Source organism: Bradyrhizobium sp. HKCCYLRH2047 (genome assembly GCF_051168175.1).
Taxonomy (GTDB): domain Bacteria; phylum Pseudomonadota; class Alphaproteobacteria; order Rhizobiales; family Xanthobacteraceae; genus Bradyrhizobium.
The window spans coordinates 632,251-651,226 of record NZ_JBNPUM010000002.1; the positions used below are offsets into that span (position 1 = coordinate 632,251).

The following is an 18,976-nucleotide window of genomic DNA, read 5'->3' on the forward strand; positions in this document are numbered from 1 at the left end:
CTCCGGGCTCGCCCTGCGGGCGCCCCGGAATGACCGGAGGATAGAGCTGGCCTGTGAATAGCCCGGACAAGCCGGAGGAAGTTCACATTTCGTACACGGGTGCCTATATGCGTAAGTCCATCAACACAGGACCACCGCCTCACCCATGGCTCGCTTCACGCCGGAATTTCTCGATGAGCTGCGCGCCCGGCTTCCGGTCTCGGACGTCGTCGGCAAGCGCGTGAAGCTCAAGAAGGCGGGGCGGGAGTGGAAGGGGCTGTCGCCGTTCCAGCAGGAGAAGACGCCGTCCTTCTACGTCAACGACCAGAAGGGTTTTTATCACGACTTCTCCTCCGGCAAGCATGGCAACATCTTCGACTTCGTGATGGAGACTGAGGGCTGCTCGTTCCCTGAGGCGGTCGAGCGGCTGGCGGGGATCGCCGGCCTGGCCTTGCCCGCGGTGACGCCCGACGCGGCGCGCCAGGAGCGGCAGCGCAAGACGCTGTATGACGTGATGGAGCTGGCGGCGAAGTTCTTTTCTGACACGCTGGCGTCCCGTCATGGCGCGCGCGCCCGTGGCTATCTTGCCGATCGCGCGATCCTGCCGCAGACGCAGCTCCAATTCCGGCTTGGCTACGCGCCGCCGGATCGGTTCGGCTTGAAGGAATATCTTGGCGCCCAGGGCGTGCCGGTGGCCGACATGGTCGAGGCGGGATTGCTGGTCGGCGGCGACGACATTCCTGTGCCGTACGACCGCTTCCGCGACCGCGTGATGTTTCCGATCACCGATCTCCGTGGACGCGTCATCGCCTTCGGCGGCCGCGCGCTGCAGAAGGACGTGCCGGCGAAATACCTGAACTCGCCGGAGACGCCGCTCTTCCACAAGGGCGACAACCTCTACAACCTGCCGAGCGCTCGTCAGGCCGCGCATAACGGCGCGCCGATGATCGTGGTCGAGGGCTATGTCGACGTCATCGCGCTGGTGGCGGCCGGCTTTGCCGGCGCCGTGGCGCCGCTCGGCACCGCACTGACCGAGAGCCAGCTTTCGTTGATCTGGAAGATGGTGGACGAACCGATCCTCTGCTTCGACGGCGACCGCGCCGGCCAAAAGGCAGCCTATCGTGCCGCGGACCTTGCTTTGCCGCATCTCAAGCCCGGCAAGAGTCTCCGCTTCGCGCTGCTGCCGGAGGGACAGGATCCCGACGATCTCGTCCGCTCCGGCGGCCGCGGCGCGGTCGAGGAGGTGCTCAAGGTCGCAAAACCTCTCGCCGAGGTGATCTGGTCGCGCGAGATCGAGGGCGGCAGCTTCAACACCCCGGAGCGCCGCGCCGCGCTGGAGGCGCGGATCGGTCAGCTCACCGGCGGCATCGCCGACGAGGTGGTACGGCGCTACTACAAGCAGGATCTCAGCGACCGGCTGTACCGGGCGTTCGCGCCGGACGGTGGCCGGGGCTTTGGCCGCGGCTACGGTGCCGAATCAGGACGGCGGTTTGGCCCCCGCAGTCCCGGTTCCGGACAGCCGGGGCGGTTATCCACAGGGGGCGGCCGCCGCGGCGGCGCGCCATCCACAGCACCCGCGATGGCCCGCGGACCCTACCAGGCGGCGAGCCCCCAGCTCGCCATGAGCCCGATCATGCGCGGCCAGCGCTCGGCGATCTCGCGCCGGGAGGCGCTGATCCTGCAGTGCCTGATCAACCACCCCTGGATCCTGCACGACCACCTCGAGGAGGTCGCAGCCCTCGAACTGGCCCATCCCGAGGCGCACAAGCTCCGCGCCGCGATCATCGCGGCCTTCGCCCACGACCACCACCATTCGCCGGACCCGGACGAGCAGGCCGAGAAGATGCGGGCCGACCTGGAGAAGTCAGGCTTTTCCGAGCTTCTTCAACGGGTTGAGCGGGCAATCACGACCGCTGCGGTGTGGGCGGCGAAGCCCGGCGCGGCGCGCGATGACGTTCTTGCGACCTGGCACCAGCTCGTTGCCTTGCATCGGCAATGGCACTCCTTACTTAGGGAATTGAAGGATGCCGAGCTTGCCTTGGGCGAGGAGCCGAGCGAGCCGAACATGGGCTGGTTGAGGGACGTGAAGGCCAGGATGGCCGAGATGGACGGCACCGAAGCGCTGATCGAAGGCTTCGGGGAACTGTCCGGTCGCACCAACCGCAACGTGTAGACCGGATGCCCGGCGCCCTGTCGCGAACTGAGCACATTTCGACCCGGTCCGCTTGCGCGGTCTCGGGTCCGCGCGAAAAGACTCGCCAAATCCATGGTTTGGCTGCAAAAACAGGGTTAATCGAAGTTTAAGAGGTCCGGGGCATTTTCTGCAGCAGATGGGTTGGTTTCGCTGTCGGACACCGCGCCTGCATGTCGGGCGCCGGATTCGATTGCAAAACCGGTATCGCTTTTGCAAGAAACGCGCGCCGGTCCGAAAACGGGACGACACCAGCGTAGGGCGACACGAGCGAAAGACTTCATGGGGTGGCGACGTTGAATGTGCGCCGCCCTTTCCGCGTCGAGAACAGTTTGAGTAGAGCAGGCGGGCGCCGCGATGCCAAGGGCGAAGATGCCACGGGCGGAGCGGGCGCGTTTCGGGAGCAATGAATGGCCACGAAGGCAAAGACGCTGCAGGTGAAGGACAAGGAAAAGGACGACAAGGCCGCGGACGCTCCTGAGAAGGACGCCGCCGATGCGCCTTCGCCGTTGCTCGACCTGTCGGACGCCGCCGTCAAGAAGATGATCAAGCAGGCCAAGAAGCGCGGCTTCGTGACCTTTGATCAGCTCAACGAGGTCCTGCCTTCCGACACCACCTCGCCGGAACAGATCGAAGACATCATGTCGATGCTATCAGACATGGGCATCAACGTGACCGAGGCCGAGGAGGCCGACGAGTCCGACGAGAAGGACGACGGCGAGGACGAGACCGACAACGAGCTCGTCGAGATCACCCAGAAGGCCGTCACCGAGGTCAAGAAGTCGGAGCCCGGCGAGCGCACCGATGATCCCGTGCGCATGTATCTGCGCGAGATGGGCACCGTCGAGCTCTTGTCGCGCGAGGGCGAGATCGCGATCGCCAAGCGCATCGAGGCCGGCCGCGAGGCGATGATCGCAGGGCTCTGCGAGAGCCCGCTGACCTTCCAGGCCATCATCATCTGGCGCGACGAGCTCAACGAAGGCAAGATCTTCCTTCGCGACATCATCGATCTCGAAGCCACTTATGCCGGCCCGGAAGCCAAGGGCGGCATGAATCCGCAGATCGCCGCGCCCGTGAATGGCGAGGGCGCTCCGGCCGAGGGCGGCGACGTCCAGGCCGCGGTCGCGCCGCCGGCCGCCCCGCAGCAGCCGACCCCGTTCCGGGCCGCGCCGAACGGCGCGCCCGCCGAGGAGAAGGATCCCGGCGAGGCGGCAGCCGAAGCCGACATGGACGACGACGAGTTCGAGAACCAGATGTCGCTCGCCGCCATCGAGGCCGAGCTGAAGCCGAAGGTCGTGGAGACCTTCGACAAGATCGCGTCCGAGTACAAGAAGCTGCGCCGCCTGCAGGAGCAGGACATCGCCAACCAGCTCCAGAGCGAGTCGCTGTCGCCGTCGCAGGAGCGCAAGTACAAGAAGCTCAAGGACGAGATCATTGTCGAGGTGAAGTCGCTGCGCCTCAACCAGGCCCGCATCGACAGCCTCGTCGAGCAGCTCTACGACATCAACAAGAAGCTGGTCTCGTTCGAGAGCCGGCTGATGCGGCTTGCCGATTCCCACGGCGTCGCGCGCGAAGACTTCCTGCGCAACTACCAGGGCTCCGAGCTCGATCCGCGCTGGCTCAACCGCGTCTCCAAGCTCTCCGCAAAAGGCTGGAAGAACTTCGTCCATTACGAGAAGGACCGCATCAAGGACCTGCGCCAGGAGGTGCAGGCGATGGCCGCGCTCACCGGTCTCGAGATCGGCGAATTCCGCAAGATCGTGCATTCGGTGCAGAAGGGCGAGCGCGAGGCCCGTCAGGCCAAGAAGGAGATGGTGGAAGCCAACCTCCGTCTCGTGATTTCGATCGCCAAGAAGTACACCAACCGCGGCCTGCAGTTCCTCGACCTGATCCAGGAAGGCAACATCGGCCTGATGAAGGCCGTCGACAAGTTCGAGTACCGCCGCGGCTACAAGTTCTCGACCTACGCCACCTGGTGGATCCGTCAGGCGATCACCCGATCGATCGCCGACCAGGCCCGCACCATCCGCATCCCCGTGCACATGATCGAGACGATCAACAAGATCGTCCGCACCTCGCGCCAGATGCTGAACGAGATCGGCCGCGAGCCGACGCCGGAGGAGCTTGCCGAGAAGCTCGGCATGCCGCTGGAGAAGGTGCGCAAGGTCCTCAAGATCGCCAAGGAGCCGCTCTCGCTCGAAACCCCCGTCGGCGACGAGGAGGATAGCCACCTCGGCGACTTCATCGAGGACAAGAACGCCATCCTGCCGATCGACGCCGCCATCCAGTCGAACCTGCGCGAAACCACCACCCGCGTGCTCGCCTCGCTCACCCCCCGCGAAGAACGCGTGCTGCGCATGCGCTTCGGCATCGGCATGAACACCGACCACACGCTGGAAGAGGTCGGCCAGCAGTTCTCGGTGACGAGAGAGCGTATCCGCCAGATCGAAGCCAAGGCGCTGCGTAAGTTGAAGCATCCGTCGAGGTCAAGGAAGCTGCGGTCGTTCCTGGACAACTAATCACTGCATCAGTCGTCATTGCCGGGCTTGACCCGGCAGGACAACGGCGGACCGAGAGGTTCGCCGTTTTAGTTTGTGATCCATGTAAGCCAGGCAATTTGTCGACGTGACCTAACGCGCACGCCTGGCGCTCCAACGGCGCTCGAACTCTTCCTTCGAAATCTCTTCCGCCACGAATTGAGGATCCTGCCCGATCTCGTCGATGGGAGGAACAGCTATCTGTCCGAGCCGCGTCCGATCTGTCGCCTCGGTCGCGGTTGCGAAGCCGATGCTGCCGTCCCGAAAGATCTCCAGCTTTCGCGTCTCGAAGCGCTCGCCGTCGAGTTCGCTCCAGCGTTTTGCAAACCCAGGCGGCGACAGTGATGCGTAGGGTGGGCAAAGGCACGTGCACGGTGTCGAGATTGGCGACGGTGTCGTGCGCCGTGCCTACCGCGGCAGGCGGCCAATTGTGGGCACGCGCCGCCTTCGGCGGCGCTTCGCCCACCGTACGCATTAAGTTGGTACTCTGACGGCGATGGACGTGACGCGCTGCGGAAGGACCAATGACGGCATTCACCCAGCAAATTCCCGCAGAAAACATGGTTAATGAATTGTTTACGCTTGTCATCGAAGGTTCGGCGGGCGACCGAATGACGCCTGCATTCCGGCACTCTGCCCCGTCGTGACAGAACTTGGCGATGGCGGCTGATCCCTGGACGTTTTCAGCATGCAGCCAGCCTTGCGGAAAGGCGATGAGATCGCCGACCTGTTCGCCCGGGCGAGTGCGTTTCACCGCTCCGGCGATCTGGCCAAGGCTCAGGCCGGCTACAAGAAAATCCTCAAGAAGCGGCCGAACCATTTCGGCGCGCTCTATATGTTTGGACTGTCCGAGCACCAGAGCAACAATTCAGAGGCGGCGGAGCGCCTTCTGAAGCGGGCGGTGCTGGCAGACCCGCAAAACGTTGCGGCGAGATATGCGCGGGCCGTCGTCCTGTCCGCGCTCCAGCGCGACGACGAAGCGCTGACCTGCTTCGACGATCTCCTGGCCTTGAAACCGGATTTCTTCGAGGCGCAGCTGGAACGCGGCAAGCTGTTGTCGCGCCTCCAGCGCTTCGCGGAGGCGGTCGTCAGTTTCGACAACGCCCTCCGGATCAATCCGCAGCACCTCGACGTGTTGATGAACAAGGGCGAAGCGCTGCACTATCTCGGCCGGTTCGCCGATGCGATCGCATGCTACGACCAGCTTCTCGCGGCGAAACCCACGCATCTGGCCGCCATCATCAATCGAGGCTGCGCGTTCAAGGATCTGCGTCGATCCGATGAGGCGATCGCCGAATTCAACCGGGCGCTGGCCCTTGCGCCCGACGACACCACGGCGCTGATCAATCGCGGCGAGACGTTCCTCCAGCTCAAGCGTAACGACGACGCGCTCGCTGATTTCGACCGGGTGATCGCGCTCGATCCGCAATTCACCCTGGGCTGGCTCGGCCGCGCCAACGTCCTGATGCTCAACAAGCGGGTGAGCGAGGCGCTGGAGGCCTGCCAGCGCGCCGTTACGATCGAGCCGAACTCCGCGAAAGCGCTGAGCCAGATCGGTCAATGTCATGCGCTGATGGGCGATGCAGAGGCGGCTGTCGCACTTTTCGATCGGGCGCTCGCGATCGACCCGGCCGACGAAGTCGCACTGGCGAACCGCATCTTCTCGTTGGACTTCTGCGATGTGGGCTATGCGGAGCACCAGGCGGCCCGAGCGGAGTGGTGGCGCCGGATCGGATCCAAGATTGCCGAGAGGCATCCGCCTGATCACAGCAATGATCTCGACCCCGACAGACGGATCGTCGTGGGATATGTGTCGGGCGACTTCAAGGAGCATTCCGCCGCCCGCACGATCCGGCCGGTGCTGCAGAACCACGACAAATCGCAGGTCGAGGTGATCTGCTATTCGAACTCGCCGGTCCAGGACGAGATCACCGAGACGTTCCGGGCGGCTGCTGATCGATGGCACGACGTGATGCAATGGTCCGACGATCAGCTCACGGATTGCATCCGGTCCGACCGGGTCGACATTCTCGTCGACCTGTCCGGACACTCCCGCGGCAATCGGCTGGCCACCTTCGCGCGCAAGCCGGCCCCCATCCAGGTCACCGCCTGGGGCCACGCGACCGGCACCGGTCTGGCGACGATGGACTACCTGTTCGGCGATCCCGTCATGGCGCCGCTGGAGGTACGTCACCTGTTCACCGAGCAGATCTATGATCTGCCATGCCTGATCATCATCGAGCCGCCGCCGGCGGGGCTGCGCAGCCTCGAGGCGCCCGTGACGTCCAATGGCCATGTGACTTACGGCGCGTTCACCCGGGCGAACCGCTTATCGAGCGCCGTCCTCGACGTCTGGGCCCGCATCCTGCGCGCCGATGTAAGCGCCCGGCTGCTCGTCAAGGACTATCTGCTTGGCGATGCTGCGATCCAGGCCCGGCTGCTGGCTGACTTCGCCGCGCGCGGCATCGCGCCGGATCGCATCGACCTGATGGGGCCGACCTCTCGCGACGAGCATCTGGCCGCCCACCGGCTCATCGACATCTGGCTCGATCCATTTCCCAATGGCGGCGGCGTCTCCGCCTGGGAAGCCCTGCACATGGGCGTGCCGGTCGTGTCGAAGCTCGGCAACGGGATGTGCAGCCGCGCCGGCGGCGCGATCCTGACGGCGATCGGCATGGCCGACTGGGTCGCGACGAACGATGATGAGTATGTGGACATCGCGTTGCGGTCGACGCCGGACCGGCTCAGGATGATACGTCACCAGCTTCCCGACCTCATCGCCGCACGTTGTGGTCCGGCCATCTACACCAGGGCCGTCGAAGCGGCCTATCGCGAGATGTGGCAGACCTATTGCCGCGGTCGACAGACCTAACAAGAAACAGTCATCGAGAAGCGGGAAGCCAAACGATCGTGCCGCAGGCGCAGCGGCGGTGACTGCGCCCTCGCCCCTTGTGGGAGAGGGCATGTAGGACAGTGCAACGACCTCGGTCGGGTGAGGGGTCTATCTCCCCGAGTTGCGCTCGCGGACAGAACCCCTCACCCAACCGAGCCCGCGGCTCCGCCAGCGCTGCCCTCTCCCACACGGGGCGAGGGCACTGCATCGCGCGGCGGTGGGGAGGTTGCAGGAAGGTTTGGAAGGTGGCGTCGAGGTGCCGGGGGCCGACAAGGCCTCTTGTCCGCAGATGTCCGTGCCCTTGCCGCAAGAGGCTGAACTTTGCGCAGACGGCGTGGGGCGATCGACTGCTAGGGATTGGCGTCTCACCGGACGCGGACTCCCATGCACGACAACGAGGTTTCATCGGCCGCAGCGCAGTCCAGTGCCGCCGCCATCTGGCCGCCCCTGCGCCGCTTCATCGCCGCGGAGGCCCGCCTCGCGGCGCGTGCGGCCGAAACGCCGTGGACTGCCTTCCTCTATGAATTCAGTCGCTTCGGCGTGAAGCAGGGCTGGGCCTGCCTGTTCGGCGGCATCGCGCTGGCATTGATGCTTGTGACATGGCGGTTCTATCCGGCCGATGCGCCGCTGGCCCGGTACGACTTTCTCTTCCTCTGCATGCTCGCCGTCCAGGCCGCGCTACTCGCGGCAAAACTCGAGACCTTTGAGGAGGCCAAGGTCATCCTGGTCTATCACCTTGTCGGGACAGCGATGGAGCTGTTCAAGACCGCGACCGGCTCGTGGATCTATCCCGAGCCGAGCCTGATCCGCCTGGGTGGCGTGCCGCTGTTCTCCGGCTTCATGTATTCCTGCATCGGCAGCTATCTCTGCCGCGTCTGGCGGCTGTTCGATTTCCGCTTCACCGGCCATCCGTCGCGGCGCTGGCTGGTCGGGCTGAGCGCTGCGATCTATCTCAACTTCTTCACCGACCATTACAGGCTCGATCTGAGGCTCGTGCTGTTCGGCTGGGCCGCGCTGCTGTTTGCGCCGGCGACCGTCCACTTCAAGGTCTGGCGCGTGCACCGCTCGATGCCGCTGCTGCTCGGGCTGATCCTGGTGTCGCTGTTCATCTGGCTGTCGGAGAATATCGGCACGCTGTCGCGCACCTGGATCTATCCGGCGCAGGCCCAAGGCTGGGCCATGGTGTCGGTCACCAAGCTCGGCTCGTGGTTCCTGCTGCCGATCATCAGCTACACGCTGGTCAGCCTGATCAATCGGCCGCAGGAGATGGACACCCGGGAAAGCGTGCTGTTGCCGGAGCGACAGAAGCAAGCCGCATAGCGCCCTGCCGTAGGGTGGGCAAAGGCGCCTGCACGGTGTTGGGGCTGGCGCAGGTATCGCGTGCCGTGCCCACCGCGTTTCGCGGCAGGCACCTGATGGTGGGCACGCGCTGCGCGCTTTGCCCACCCTACGGCAGCGGGGCTTTCGCTACTTCTTCTTCGCGCCGACCCGCTCCAGCGACTTGATCGCCAGCGGCGGGCGGCCGGACTTTTCGGCGATGTCGCGGTCCTGCTCCATGATGAAGCCGCGGGCCGGCTCGTCGCCGTCGAGGCCGCCGAGCAGCTCGGCCGGCACCCGCCGGTTGGAGCGCTGCGAGCCGTCCTCATAGGTGACGTTGAAGAAGGCGAATTCGCCTTTGGGGTTGGTGCCGGGTTTCTTTGCCATGATCGGCGGTCTACGGCGGCGGGGCCGGTCCGGTCAATGCAGGAAAATGCTTATCCGCTGTCCGAATTTGACTTTTCCGTCATATGATTTTCGTGGAATCGGAGGAGTGGCCGGGCACGGCCGCGTCCTCTCGAAAACTCCTCGAATTTGCCGGATGACAATGCGTTCATCGCGGCCCCGAACCCGCGGCGAATTCCCGACATGTCGATGCCCCAACTCACCGTCTGGTACAACACGCGCTGCCCGGTCTGCGACGCCGGCATCGACTGGCAGCGCAACAAGCTGCTGGCGCTGGTCAGGTCGGGGCGGGTCGCGTTCAGGGACATCAATGAAGAGCCGGAGGCGCTCGCCGCATTCGGCGCCGATGTCGACGCCGTCCGCCGCCGCCTGCACGCGACCGACGAGGAGGGGCAGTTGATCACCGGCGCCGACGTCGCGCTCTTGCTGTGGGCGCTGACGCCCGGCGAGGGCTGGCTCGCCAAGCTGTTCGGCAACCGTCTGGTGCGGCCACTGACGCGGTTCGGCTACGACCGGTTCGCCGATGTGCTGTTCGCCTGGAACAGGCGGAAGGGGCACTGGTGAGGGCGGACGGACGCTTGCCATGTCGCCACAACGGCGGTGCGCTCCCCTCCCCCTTGCGGGGAGGGGAGCGCACCTCCATTGCGGCAGAGATTTCAAGCTTATCGCCTCCGCACCTTCACCCGCGCATGCACCCGTGTGCCGCCGCGCGGCTCGTCGTCATCGTCGCCGCGGCCGAGCGCCATGATGGCGGTGCCCATCGCAGTCGAGCCGAAGGTGACGAAGAACGAGCCGAGCAGCAGGCCGATGGCGACGCCGGGCGAGCGATCGGAGAAGATCAGGTGGCGCAGGCCGAAAGGGTCGAGCGCCAGCAGGCCGCCGACCAGCACCACGGCCATGCCGAGGCCGAGCGCGAGGTTGATCGCGAGCAGGCGGAACAGAGGGATCTGAAGCAGTCTGCGTCGTCGCTGGCCTGGCGGCATCGGCGATCTCCCGCGGATCGTGAACGACCTCGACATGGTAGCACCGGCCGCAACGGGCTCAAGGCCGGAGCCGTCCGGCAGGAACATGGCTGACGCGCCATCGCGGCGCGCCGTTTCTGGACGATGGCGCGCCGGGCAGGCCGCGCGCCGATGACCTCACGCCGCCTCGCCCTCGGCGACGCCATGCTGCTTGGCGATCACGCTCTGCCAGACGCTGGCGATCGCGCGCTGGGTCTCCGGCGCGATCAGGCAATGGCCCTCGGGATCGAAGCCGCAGAACCGCACAGACGGATCGTGCCTCGTCTCGATCAGCGCCTTGTTGATCATGTCCAGCGAGGCCATCACCTGGCCGATGTTCTGCAGCCGCGTATGATGCAGGATGTCGATCAGGCGGAACATCATCACCGGCGGCTGGCCGAGTGCGATGCCCGGGCGGCCGAACTCGAAGAACACGTTCACGGCCGGCAGCACGCCCTGGATCTGCGCCAGGATCTTGGCCGCATCGTCGGCCGAGCAGGCCACGAGGTGCGCGCCCGGCTCCGGCAGGGCGGGCGGTGCCGAGGGGGCCTCCGGCCCGAGCCCGAGCCCCGACAGCACCTGGTGCTCGATCCAGCGCCGCACCTCCGGTGGCGCCGAGCGGATCTGGTCGGCGGTCAACGTAATTCCGATCATGGCGTCGTCTCCAGTTTGGCCGCGGAGCTTAGGGAGCCACGATGGCACTGTCTTGACGAGGATCAAGCGGGTTGCGCGCCGTCTCAGGGCGCCACCAGCTCGACGCGCCGGTTGAGCGCGCGGCCTGCATCGGTCGCGTTGCTGCCAACCGGAGCGAGCAGGCCGACGCCCGCGGTGCGCAGCCGCGCCGGCGCGATGCGATAGCTCCGCGCCAGCTCGGCGGCGACCGCCTCGGCGCGCCGCCGCGACAGATCGAGATTGTAGTCGTAGCTGCCCTGATTGTCGGTGTGGCCGACGATGAAGACGCTGAGCTGCGGCTGGCCGGCGAGCAACTGCGCGATCTGCTCCAGCGTCGGCCGGCTCTCCGGCTTCATCGTCGCCTTGTCGGTATCGAAATAGATGCCGTAGAGCGCGATGTGGCCCTTGTCGCCGAGGCCCTTCGCCATCTCGGCGGCGCTCACCATCTTGTTCTCCATCGCGCCGAGTTCGGCGATGGTGAGCTGGGCGTAGATCTGCTGGTTGTTCTGGCTGACCAGCACGCTGGCATAGGTCTCGCGTCCGCCTGCCGTCTTGTGGCCGGCGACATAGCGAAAATCGAAGCCGTCGACCCACATCTGCGGCACCGGCAGCGCGTCGATCGCTTCGGTGAACGGGATGGCGCCGCAGGCATCGGTGTCGCAGGCGAGGAGCGGCTCGAAGCCGGCCTTGGCGAGCTGGTTCTCGAAATTGCGCGACACTTCAAGGATCGAGGGACCGGGCGCGGTGCGATAGGCGATTCTGACGATGCGGCCTTCCGGGCGCCGCTCGTCGGTCGCCTTGCCATCCTTGAACGGCGCCGCCTGCATGCGCGCCGCATCGAAATCCTTGGCGACGTAGCCGGTGATCACGCTGCCGGCGAAACGTCCGATGCCGGGATAATCCCTGGCTCCCGCGATGTCGCCGGGCTGGGCGGCTGCAGGCGCCAGCGTGCGACAGAGCAGAGCCGCGAACAGCGCGAGCTGCGTCAGTGCGCCGAGTCGGAACGTCATTCTCATGGGGGACCTCTCCAGGCAAAGGGCAGGCAAAGCGGGCTAACGCGTGTGGCGTGCAGAGGGCGCTCGATCAGCGCGCGCAAGGAATGCGACCGCGACGAAGACGCGCCTTGCATATGTGGCGGGGAGGCCGCGTTGCGTTCAAAGGAGGCGAAGGCGCAATGCAGATCGGGGGCGATCCCTGCCGGCTGGCCTGCCGCTGCCAAATCGGGCATGGTGAGGGCGCTTGGCGCCGCCTGTCCTCATCACGCTTTCATGCAGGGACCTTTCTTCTCATGCTCGTTGTCCGATCCCTCGTAGTTGTTGCGATCCTCTCATTTGCCTCTCCAGCCCTGGCCGCGCGCTGCGGCGGCGACTTCAATACCTTCATCACGAGCTTCTCGGCGGAGGCGCAGAGCGCCGGCGTCTCGGGCGGCACGATCAGCCAGGCGCTGTCGGGCGTGACGCTCGATCCGGCCGTGCTCGCCTTCGACCGCCGCCAGCGCTACACCTTCAACAAGAGCTTCGAGCAGTACGTCTCGACCCGCGTCGGCGCGGGCCGCATCAATGGCGGCCGCGCCATGCTGCAGCGGCACGCGGCGCTGCTGTCGCGGATCGAGCAGCAATATGGCGTGCCGCGCCAGATCCTGGTCGCGATCTGGGGGCTGGAGACCGATTTCGGCAAAGGCGACATGGGCAAGCTGCCGGTGATCCGCACCTTGGCGACGCTCGCGCATGATTGCCGCCGCACCGAATTGTTCCAGGGCGAGCTGCTGGCCGCGCTGAAGATCGTCCAGCGCGGCGATCTCACTCTGCGCGACCTCGTCGGCGCCTTCGCCGGCGAGATCGGCCAGACCCAGTTCCTGCCGTCGTCCTACATCAAATACGGCGTCGACTTCGATGGCGACGGCCGTGTCGATCTGCGCCACTCCACCGCCGACGTGCTGGCCTCGACCGCCAACCTGCTGCACAGCAACGGCTTCAAGATGGGCGCGCCCTATGATGAGGGCAGTGCGAATTTCGAGGCGATGCGCGAGTGGAACAGGGCCGTGATCTACCGCAAGACCATCGGCTACTACGCCGATCAGTTGATCGGGCGGTAGGCAACTCGGCACGCGCTCAGGCCGCGCAAGCGTCGGGAGTGACGAGGATCGCTTCAGAGGAGACGGGTCATGTCGCAGTTGTCGCCACGACCGTTCGCCGCGTTCGATGCCCAGGTCCAGCGCCAGAGCCAGAGCGGGCTGCGCGCCGCGATCACCTCGGCGTATCGCCGCGCCGAGCCGGAATGCATCGCGCCGCTGCTCGATCTCGCCGCGCTCCCGGAGTCGTCGTCGGCGCGGGCCGCCGAGCTGGCGCGCGATCTCGTGTTGCGTCTGCGCGGCAAGGCGCAATCCGGCGGTGTCGAGGGACTGATCCAAGAATACTCGCTGTCGAGCCAGGAGGGCGTGGCCCTGATGTGCCTGGCCGAGGCGCTGCTGCGGATCCCGGACACGGCGACGCGCGATGCGCTGATCCGCGACAAGATCGCGACCGGCGATTGGCGCGCCCATATCGGGCACAGCCCGTCGCTGCTGGTGAACGCCGCGACCTGGGGCCTCATCGTCACCGGCACGCTGACGGCCGCCGCGAGCGAGGACAGCCTGGCGTCGGCATTGACGCGGCTCATTGCCCGCGGCGGCGAGCCGATCATCCGCAGGGGTGTGACGCTCGCCATGCGCCTGATGGGCGAACAGTTCGTGGCAGGGCAGACCATCGACGAGGCGCTGTCGAACGGCCGGCCGTGGGAAGCGCAGGGCTTCCGCTACTCCTACGACATGCTGGGCGAGGCCGCGACGACGGCGGACGATGCTGCGCGCTACTTCGCGGCCTATGAGACGGCGATCCATGCGATCGGGCGGCATGCGGCCGGTGCCGGCATCTACGACGGACCGGGCATCTCGATCAAGCTGTCGGCGCTGCATCCGCGCTATGTCAGCATCAAGCGCGACCGCGTCATGAGCGAGCTGCTGCCGCGACTGAAGCAGCTGGTGCTGCTCGCGCGGGGATACGACGTCGGCCTCAACATCGACGCCGAGGAAGCCGATCGTCTGGATTTGTCGCTCGATCTGCTCGAGGCGCTCTGCATCGATCCGGACCTCGCCAGCTGGAACGGCATCGGCTTCGTCATCCAGGCCTATCAGAGGCGCTGCGCCTTCGTGGTCGATTGGCTCATCGACCTCGCACGGCGCACGCGGCGCCGGCTGATGGTGCGCCTCGTCAAGGGCGCCTATTGGGACAGCGAGATCAAGCGCGCGCAGGTCGATGGTCTCCAGGACTTTCCGGTCTTCACGCGCAAGCCCCATACCGATGTGTCGTACCTCGCCTGCGCCCGCAAACTGCTGGCCGCGCCCGACGCCGTGTTCCCGCAGTTCGCGACGCATAATGCGCGCACGCTGGCATCGATCGTGGAGATGGCCGGTCCCAATTACGAGCGCGGCCAGTATGAATTCCAGTGCCTGCACGGCATGGGCGAGCCGCTCTACGAGGAGGTTGTCGGACCCGCACGGCTCGGCCGCCCGTGCCGCATCTACGCGCCGGCCGGCTCGCATGAGACGCTGCTGGCCTACCTCGTGCGCCGGCTGCTGGAGAACGGCGCCAACACCTCCTTCGTCAATCGCATCGCCGATCCCGCGGTGTCCGTCGACGATCTGATTGCGGACCCCGTCGCCATCGTTCGCGCGTCGGAACGCATGGGCTCGCCGCACGACAAGATCAGGCGTCCGCCCGCGCTGTTCGGTCCGGGTCGCGTGAACTCGGCCGGATTCGATCTCTCCGATCAGCGCGCGCTGGCGCGTCTCGGCGAAGGCCTGGTCACGAGCGCGAGCCTCGATTGGACGGCCGCGCCGCGCGGAACGACGACCAGCGAAGGCGCGCGCCGCATTCGCAATCCCGCCGATCGCCGTGACGTCGTCGGCGCGGCCAGAGATGCCGCGCCTGCCGAGATCGAGGCCGCACTGTCGCGTGCGGCGAACGCCGCGCCGGCCTGGGCCGCGACCAGCCCGCGCGCGCGCGCCGCATGCCTGCGCGCCGCGGCCGAAACGATGGAGGCGCGTCGCCTCGTCCTCATCGGCTTGATCGTCCGCGAGGCCGGCAAGACCTTTGCGAACGCCGTCGGCGAGGTGCGCGAAGCCGTCGATTTCCTGCGCTATTATGCGAGCGAGATCGAAGCTCTCGCCGAGGGCGAGATGCCCAAGCCGCTTGGTCCCGTGGTCTGCATCAGCCCGTGGAATTTTCCGCTCGCGATCTTCACCGGCCAGGTCGCGGCCGCGCTCGCGGCCGGCAATCCCGTGCTGGCGAAACCTGCCGAGGAGACGCCGCTGATCGCCGCCCAAGCGGTTCGCATCATCAACGAGGCGGGCGTGCCCGCGGATGTCCTGCAATTGCTGCCCGGCGATGGCCGCGTCGGCGCCGCGCTGGTCGGCGATCACAGCGTGCAGGGCGTGATGTTCACGGGATCGACCGACGTCGCGCGGCTGATCCAGAAACAGCTTGCCGAGCGCCTCACCGTCCATGGACAGCCCGTGCCGCTGATTGCCGAGACCGGCGGCCAGAACGCGCTGATCGTGGATTCCTCGGCGCTCGCCGAGCAGGTTGTCGGCGATATCATCGCTTCCGCCTTCGACTCCGCTGGCCAGCGCTGTTCGGCGCTGCGCATCCTCTGCCTGCAGGCGGACGTCGCCGACCGCATCCTGTCGATGCTGCGCGGCGCGCTGCGCGAGCTTGAACTCGGCAATCCCGCGTCGTTGTCGGTCGATGTCGGCCCGGTGATCAGCGGCGAGGCCCGCGACACGCTCGATGCGCATGTCGCCACGATGCAGGCGCGCGGCCATGCCGTGGAGCGGCTGCCGCTGCCGCCGCAGGCGGCGCATGGCACGTTCGTCGCGCCGACCATCATCGAGATCGGCAACATATTCGATGTCGAGCGCGAGGTGTTCGGCCCCGTCCTCCACGTCCTGCGCTACCGTCGCGAGCAGCTCGCTGACCTCATCGACGCGATCAACCTGACCGGTTATGGCCTGACCTTCGGCATCCACTCGCGGATCACGGAGACCATTGCGCGGGCGTCGGGCCGCAGCGCCGCCGGCAACATCTACGTCAACCGCAACGTGATCGGCGCGGTGGTCGGCGTGCAGCCGTTCGGCGGCTCCGGCCTGTCGGGGACCGGGCCGAAGGCCGGCGGTCCGCTGTATCTGCGCCGGCTGTTCGCGAGGCCGCCGCGCCAGCGGCTCATGGCGTCGCAGTCTGACGCGGTCTTGCGCTCTTATCTCGACGGGTTGCGCGCCAGCGGACATGCCGAGGCGGCGCTGGCGTGCGAGGCGCATGGGCCCCAGGTGCTGGCCGGGCTCGAGATCGAGTTGCCAGGACCCGTTGGCGAACAGAACATCTATCGCATCACCGCGCGCGGCGTCGTCGCTGCACTGGCGAGAAGCGAGCAGGCGTTGCTGGTCCAGATCGGCGTCATTCTGATGACCGGCAACGACGCGTTCGTCGAACGCGCGAATCCCGCTGCTGCCGTGTTGGGACCGCTCACCAGCCGGCTGCGCGGCCGCCTGCGGATCGTCGACAGCTGGCGGGCTCTCCGCGATCTGCAGGCCGTGCTTTCCGATGGCGCGGCGGATGAATTGATCGCGCTCGGCCGCGACCTCGCCACGCGCCCCGGACCGATCGTCCCGCTCGTCACGCCGCGCGCCAGCGACGGCTGCTACGATCTCGACCGGCTGGTCACCGAGGTCAGTCTCTCCACCAACACCGCGGCTGCCGGCGGCAATGCCAGCCTGATGTCGATCGGCTGAGAAGACAGCTATTCCGTCCCGGGCTGGCTCGAGGCCCCAGGACAGGATAGGGGAGAACACCGTCATCGTCGGCCGCTCCGCCCGCTGACGCACGCTTCGCTCCGATCGAGGACACCTTGATGTCGACCATCCTGTTCAAGAACGCCGCTCTGCTCGACCCGCTGCAGCCCGATCTGCTCGAGGGGCAGCACGTCCTGGTCGAAGGCAACCTGATCAAGGAGGTGTCTGACAAGCCGCTGCAGACCAGCGTCGACCAGACCATCGATCTCCAAGGCAAGACGCTGATGCCGGGGCTGATCGACCTGCACGTCCATGCGATCGCGGTCGAGCTCAATCTTGCCCAGCAAGTGCAGATGCCGAACGTGCTGGTGACCCTGCGCTCGGCGCTGCTGCTCAAGGGCATGCTCCGGCGGGGCTTTACGACGGTGCGTGACGCCGGCGGCGCCGGCTATCCGCTGAAGCAGGCCGTCGACACCGGCCTCACCGAAGGCCCGCGGCTGTTCGTCTCCGGCCGTGCGCTCAGCCAGACCGGCGGCCATGGCGACATGCGGGCGCGGACGGATTTCCTCTCCGACAATGCGCCTTGTCCGTGCTGCGTGCGCGTCGGCGCGCTCGCCCGCGTGGCCGACGGCGTCGATGCCGTGCGCAAGGCGGTGCGCGAGGAGCTGCAGATGGGCGCCGACCAGATCAAGATCATGGCGTCCGGCGGCGTGGCCTCGCCGACCGATCCGGTCGGCGCGTTCGGCTATTCGGAGGACGAGATCCGCGCCATCGTCGCCGAGGCCCGCGCGCGGCAGACCTACGTCCTGGCGCATGCCTACACGGCGGAAGCGATCGCCCGCGCCGTCCACTGCGGCGTGCGCACCATCGAGCACGGCAATCTCGTCGACCTTCCGACGGCGCGGCTGATGGCGGAGAAGGGCGTCTATGTCATCCCGACGCTCGTCACCTATGAGGCGCTCGCCAATGAAGGCGCGCAATATGGCCTGCCGCCGGAGAGCGTCGCCAAGATCGCGGATGTGCGCGATGCCGGCCTGCGCTCGCTCGGCATCTATCGCGAAGCCGGCGTCAAGATGGGCTACGGCAGCGACCTCCTGGGACCGTCGCAGCGCCTGGAGAGCGATGAATTCAGGATCCGCGCCGAGATCCTCGGTGCCCGCGAGGTCATCGCCAGCGCGACCGTGATCGGCGCCGAGGTGCTGGGAATGCAGGGCAAGCTCGGCTGCATCGCGCCCGGCGCCTTCGCCGACCTGCTCGTGGTCGAGGGCAATCCGCTGCGCGACGTCTCGTGCCTGCTCGGCCAGGGCGATCACATTCCGCTGGTGATGAAGGCCGGCAAGGTGCACATCGACCGGCTGAACGCCTGAGGCAACTCGGCGCCGAAATCCACCGGGCCAACGGTCGACAGTCCCAGCGTTTGTGCGCGCTGTCATGCGGGACGTCCATCGTCTCTCCGCCGCCTCGACGCCGCGGGCGCCGACATCTGCGATGAGTGCTTCTTGGAACGCAGTCATTCGGCCTCGCGGCGCTCCCTGCGTCCGAGTTGTGCGGGTCGTTTCGCCCTCATCGACGAAGAGGGCGCAGGGAATGCCGGGAGCTGGCCGCCCCCATGGCCCGCCTGCGAAAAAAATGCAGGCGGCAGGAACCACAGGTTCAGCCGAGACATCCCGGCATTCCCCGCGCGATGGTTGGGCGGCTTATACGTCCTCTCCCCGGGGACCGGCTGTCTTGCCCCCGTCACGAACGGATCATCGTCACCGTCCGCTTGGCCTCAGCACCGGGAGGCCAGGACCCTACGATTTCGCCGGCGCATCGGGCTCGTTCGTCCGCACGATTGCTCGCGCTGCGATCCAATGCACCCACCGCATCCCGCACCCACGTCTCGTGACGATCGCGAAGCGCCCCTCATGGCGGGACGGGATGCGCATAGTCAATCATGTTTTTCTGAAAAACGAAAGTAGAATATTTTCCGTGGGAGGACTGGACAAGGGTGATGTGCTTGAGGCGGTGAGCAGAATCAGTTTTTGGGCGCATCGCATCAGAGATTGTCTTGCCGGTCGTGCGCGCCTGGCTCCGGGCCCGCACGAGTCTCGAGAAGCATATCCGCTCAAGCCCAGCAGCCCGACGTCTTTGGCGGCGGCCGGAAGGTCCGAGAAG

General features: G+C 66.5%; 14 protein-coding genes. 9 read left to right on the plus strand and 5 right to left on the minus strand.

All coding sequences use genetic code 11. From position 1 onward, the window contains the following. Positions 1-145 precede the first annotated feature (145 nt). The gene (dnaG, locus tag ACQR1D_RS06505) at positions 146-2,152 is read left to right on the plus strand and encodes a DNA primase (RefSeq protein ID WP_434839605.1); all 2,007 of its coding nucleotides are present in this window, start codon (positions 146-148) and stop codon (positions 2,150-2,152) included. 428 nt (positions 2,153-2,580) lie between these two features. Beyond that, positions 2,581-4,689: an RNA polymerase sigma factor RpoD gene (gene rpoD / locus ACQR1D_RS06510; RefSeq protein WP_315802660.1), complete on the plus strand. Its 2,109-nt coding sequence runs from the start codon at positions 2,581-2,583 to the stop codon at positions 4,687-4,689. A 111-nt stretch (positions 4,690-4,800) separates the two neighbouring features. On the opposite strand, the gene ACQR1D_RS06515 is transcribed toward rpoD, so the two are convergent. After that, the gene (locus ACQR1D_RS06515) at positions 4,801-5,091 is read right to left on the minus strand and encodes a DUF6881 domain-containing protein (RefSeq protein WP_434839696.1); all 291 of its coding nucleotides are present in this window, start codon (positions 5,089-5,091) and stop codon (positions 4,801-4,803) included. Positions 5,092-5,231: 140 nt separating this feature from the next. On the opposite strand from ACQR1D_RS06515, the gene ACQR1D_RS06520 reads away from it, so the two are divergent. From ACQR1D_RS06520 to ACQR1D_RS06530, 3 genes are all read left to right on the plus strand, one after another. Beyond that, on the plus strand, positions 5,232-5,354 hold the full coding sequence (locus ACQR1D_RS06520) for a hypothetical protein (protein WP_315802661.1): 123 nt from the start codon (positions 5,232-5,234) through the stop codon (positions 5,352-5,354). Between the two features lie 41 nt (positions 5,355-5,395). Then, complete coding sequence (locus ACQR1D_RS06525; protein ID WP_434839606.1) at positions 5,396-7,579, plus strand: tetratricopeptide repeat protein; 2,184 nt, start codon at positions 5,396-5,398, stop codon at positions 7,577-7,579. Between the two features lie 405 nt (positions 7,580-7,984). After that, positions 7,985-8,920: a DUF817 domain-containing protein gene (locus tag ACQR1D_RS06530; protein WP_434839607.1), complete on the plus strand. Its 936-nt coding sequence runs from the start codon at positions 7,985-7,987 to the stop codon at positions 8,918-8,920. Positions 8,921-9,067: 147 nt separating this feature from the next. Here the strand turns inward: ACQR1D_RS06530 and ACQR1D_RS06535 are convergent, their stop codons facing one another. Next, positions 9,068-9,304, minus strand: a complete 237-nt coding sequence (locus tag ACQR1D_RS06535) for a hypothetical protein (RefSeq protein WP_316217907.1) — start codon at positions 9,302-9,304, stop codon at positions 9,068-9,070. Positions 9,305-9,511: 207 nt separating this feature from the next. On the opposite strand from ACQR1D_RS06535, the gene ACQR1D_RS06540 reads away from it, so the two are divergent. Continuing rightward, positions 9,512-9,886: a thiol-disulfide oxidoreductase DCC family protein gene (locus tag ACQR1D_RS06540; protein WP_315802867.1), complete on the plus strand. Its 375-nt coding sequence runs from the start codon at positions 9,512-9,514 to the stop codon at positions 9,884-9,886. Positions 9,887-9,984: 98 nt separating this feature from the next. On the opposite strand, the gene ACQR1D_RS06545 is transcribed toward ACQR1D_RS06540, so the two are convergent. The 3 genes from ACQR1D_RS06545 to ACQR1D_RS06555 all read right to left on the minus strand — a co-directional run bounded on the left by ACQR1D_RS06545 (position 9,985) and on the right by ACQR1D_RS06555 (position 12,005). Continuing rightward, on the minus strand, positions 9,985-10,305 hold the full coding sequence (locus ACQR1D_RS06545; RefSeq protein ID WP_316217906.1) for a hypothetical protein: 321 nt from the start codon (positions 10,303-10,305) through the stop codon (positions 9,985-9,987). 156 nt (positions 10,306-10,461) lie between these two features. Beyond that, the gene (locus ACQR1D_RS06550) at positions 10,462-10,977 is read right to left on the minus strand and encodes a hypothetical protein (RefSeq protein WP_316179714.1); all 516 of its coding nucleotides are present in this window, start codon (positions 10,975-10,977) and stop codon (positions 10,462-10,464) included. An 83-nt stretch (positions 10,978-11,060) separates the two neighbouring features. Further along, positions 11,061-12,005, minus strand: coding sequence for an OmpA family protein (locus ACQR1D_RS06555; protein ID WP_434839697.1), 945 nt, complete (start codon positions 12,003-12,005; stop codon positions 11,061-11,063). Positions 12,006-12,283: 278 nt separating this feature from the next. Between ACQR1D_RS06555 and ACQR1D_RS06560 the strand changes: the two genes are divergently transcribed. From ACQR1D_RS06560 to ACQR1D_RS06570, 3 genes are all read left to right on the plus strand, one after another. Further along, positions 12,284-13,090 (plus strand): lytic murein transglycosylase, encoded by an 807-nt coding sequence (locus ACQR1D_RS06560; protein ID WP_434893754.1) that lies wholly within the window; start codon positions 12,284-12,286, stop codon positions 13,088-13,090. 69 nt (positions 13,091-13,159) lie between these two features. Then, positions 13,160-16,819 carry a trifunctional transcriptional regulator/proline dehydrogenase/L-glutamate gamma-semialdehyde dehydrogenase gene (putA, locus tag ACQR1D_RS06565; protein WP_434893753.1) on the plus strand — a complete coding sequence of 1,220 codons (3,660 nt, stop codon included), beginning with the start codon at positions 13,160-13,162 and terminating at the stop codon, positions 16,817-16,819. Between the two features lie 119 nt (positions 16,820-16,938). Next, on the plus strand, positions 16,939-18,186 hold the full coding sequence (locus ACQR1D_RS06570; protein WP_434893752.1) for an amidohydrolase family protein: 1,248 nt from the start codon (positions 16,939-16,941) through the stop codon (positions 18,184-18,186). The last annotated feature ends 790 nt before the right edge of the window (positions 18,187-18,976 follow it).

What these genes read in the sequence shown, in the direction of transcription:
- ACQR1D_RS06555 (WP_434839697.1), bottom strand. Translation starts at nt 12,005, where the DNA reads ATGACGTTCCGACTCGGCGCACTGACGCAGCTCGCGCTGTTCGCGGCT.
- ACQR1D_RS06530 (WP_434839607.1), top strand. Translation starts at nt 7,985, where the DNA reads ATGCACGACAACGAGGTTTCATCGGCCGCAGCGCAGTCCAGTGCCGCC.
- ACQR1D_RS06525 (WP_434839606.1), top strand. Translation starts at nt 5,396, where the DNA reads ATGCAGCCAGCCTTGCGGAAAGGCGATGAGATCGCCGACCTGTTCGCC.
- ACQR1D_RS06570 (WP_434893752.1), top strand. Translation starts at nt 16,939, where the DNA reads ATGTCGACCATCCTGTTCAAGAACGCCGCTCTGCTCGACCCGCTGCAG.
- ACQR1D_RS06520 (WP_315802661.1), top strand. Translation starts at nt 5,232, where the DNA reads ATGACGGCATTCACCCAGCAAATTCCCGCAGAAAACATGGTTAATGAA.
- ACQR1D_RS06545 (WP_316217906.1), bottom strand. Translation starts at nt 10,305, where the DNA reads ATGCCGCCAGGCCAGCGACGACGCAGACTGCTTCAGATCCCTCTGTTC.
- ACQR1D_RS06540 (WP_315802867.1), top strand. Translation starts at nt 9,512, where the DNA reads ATGCCCCAACTCACCGTCTGGTACAACACGCGCTGCCCGGTCTGCGAC.
- dnaG (WP_434839605.1), top strand. Translation starts at nt 146, where the DNA reads ATGGCTCGCTTCACGCCGGAATTTCTCGATGAGCTGCGCGCCCGGCTT.
- ACQR1D_RS06535 (WP_316217907.1), bottom strand. Translation starts at nt 9,304, where the DNA reads ATGGCAAAGAAACCCGGCACCAACCCCAAAGGCGAATTCGCCTTCTTC.
- ACQR1D_RS06560 (WP_434893754.1), top strand. Translation starts at nt 12,284, where the DNA reads ATGCTCGTTGTCCGATCCCTCGTAGTTGTTGCGATCCTCTCATTTGCC.
- rpoD (WP_315802660.1), top strand. Translation starts at nt 2,581, where the DNA reads ATGGCCACGAAGGCAAAGACGCTGCAGGTGAAGGACAAGGAAAAGGAC.
- putA (WP_434893753.1), top strand. Translation starts at nt 13,160, where the DNA reads ATGTCGCAGTTGTCGCCACGACCGTTCGCCGCGTTCGATGCCCAGGTC.
- ACQR1D_RS06550 (WP_316179714.1), bottom strand. Translation starts at nt 10,977, where the DNA reads ATGATCGGAATTACGTTGACCGCCGACCAGATCCGCTCGGCGCCACCG.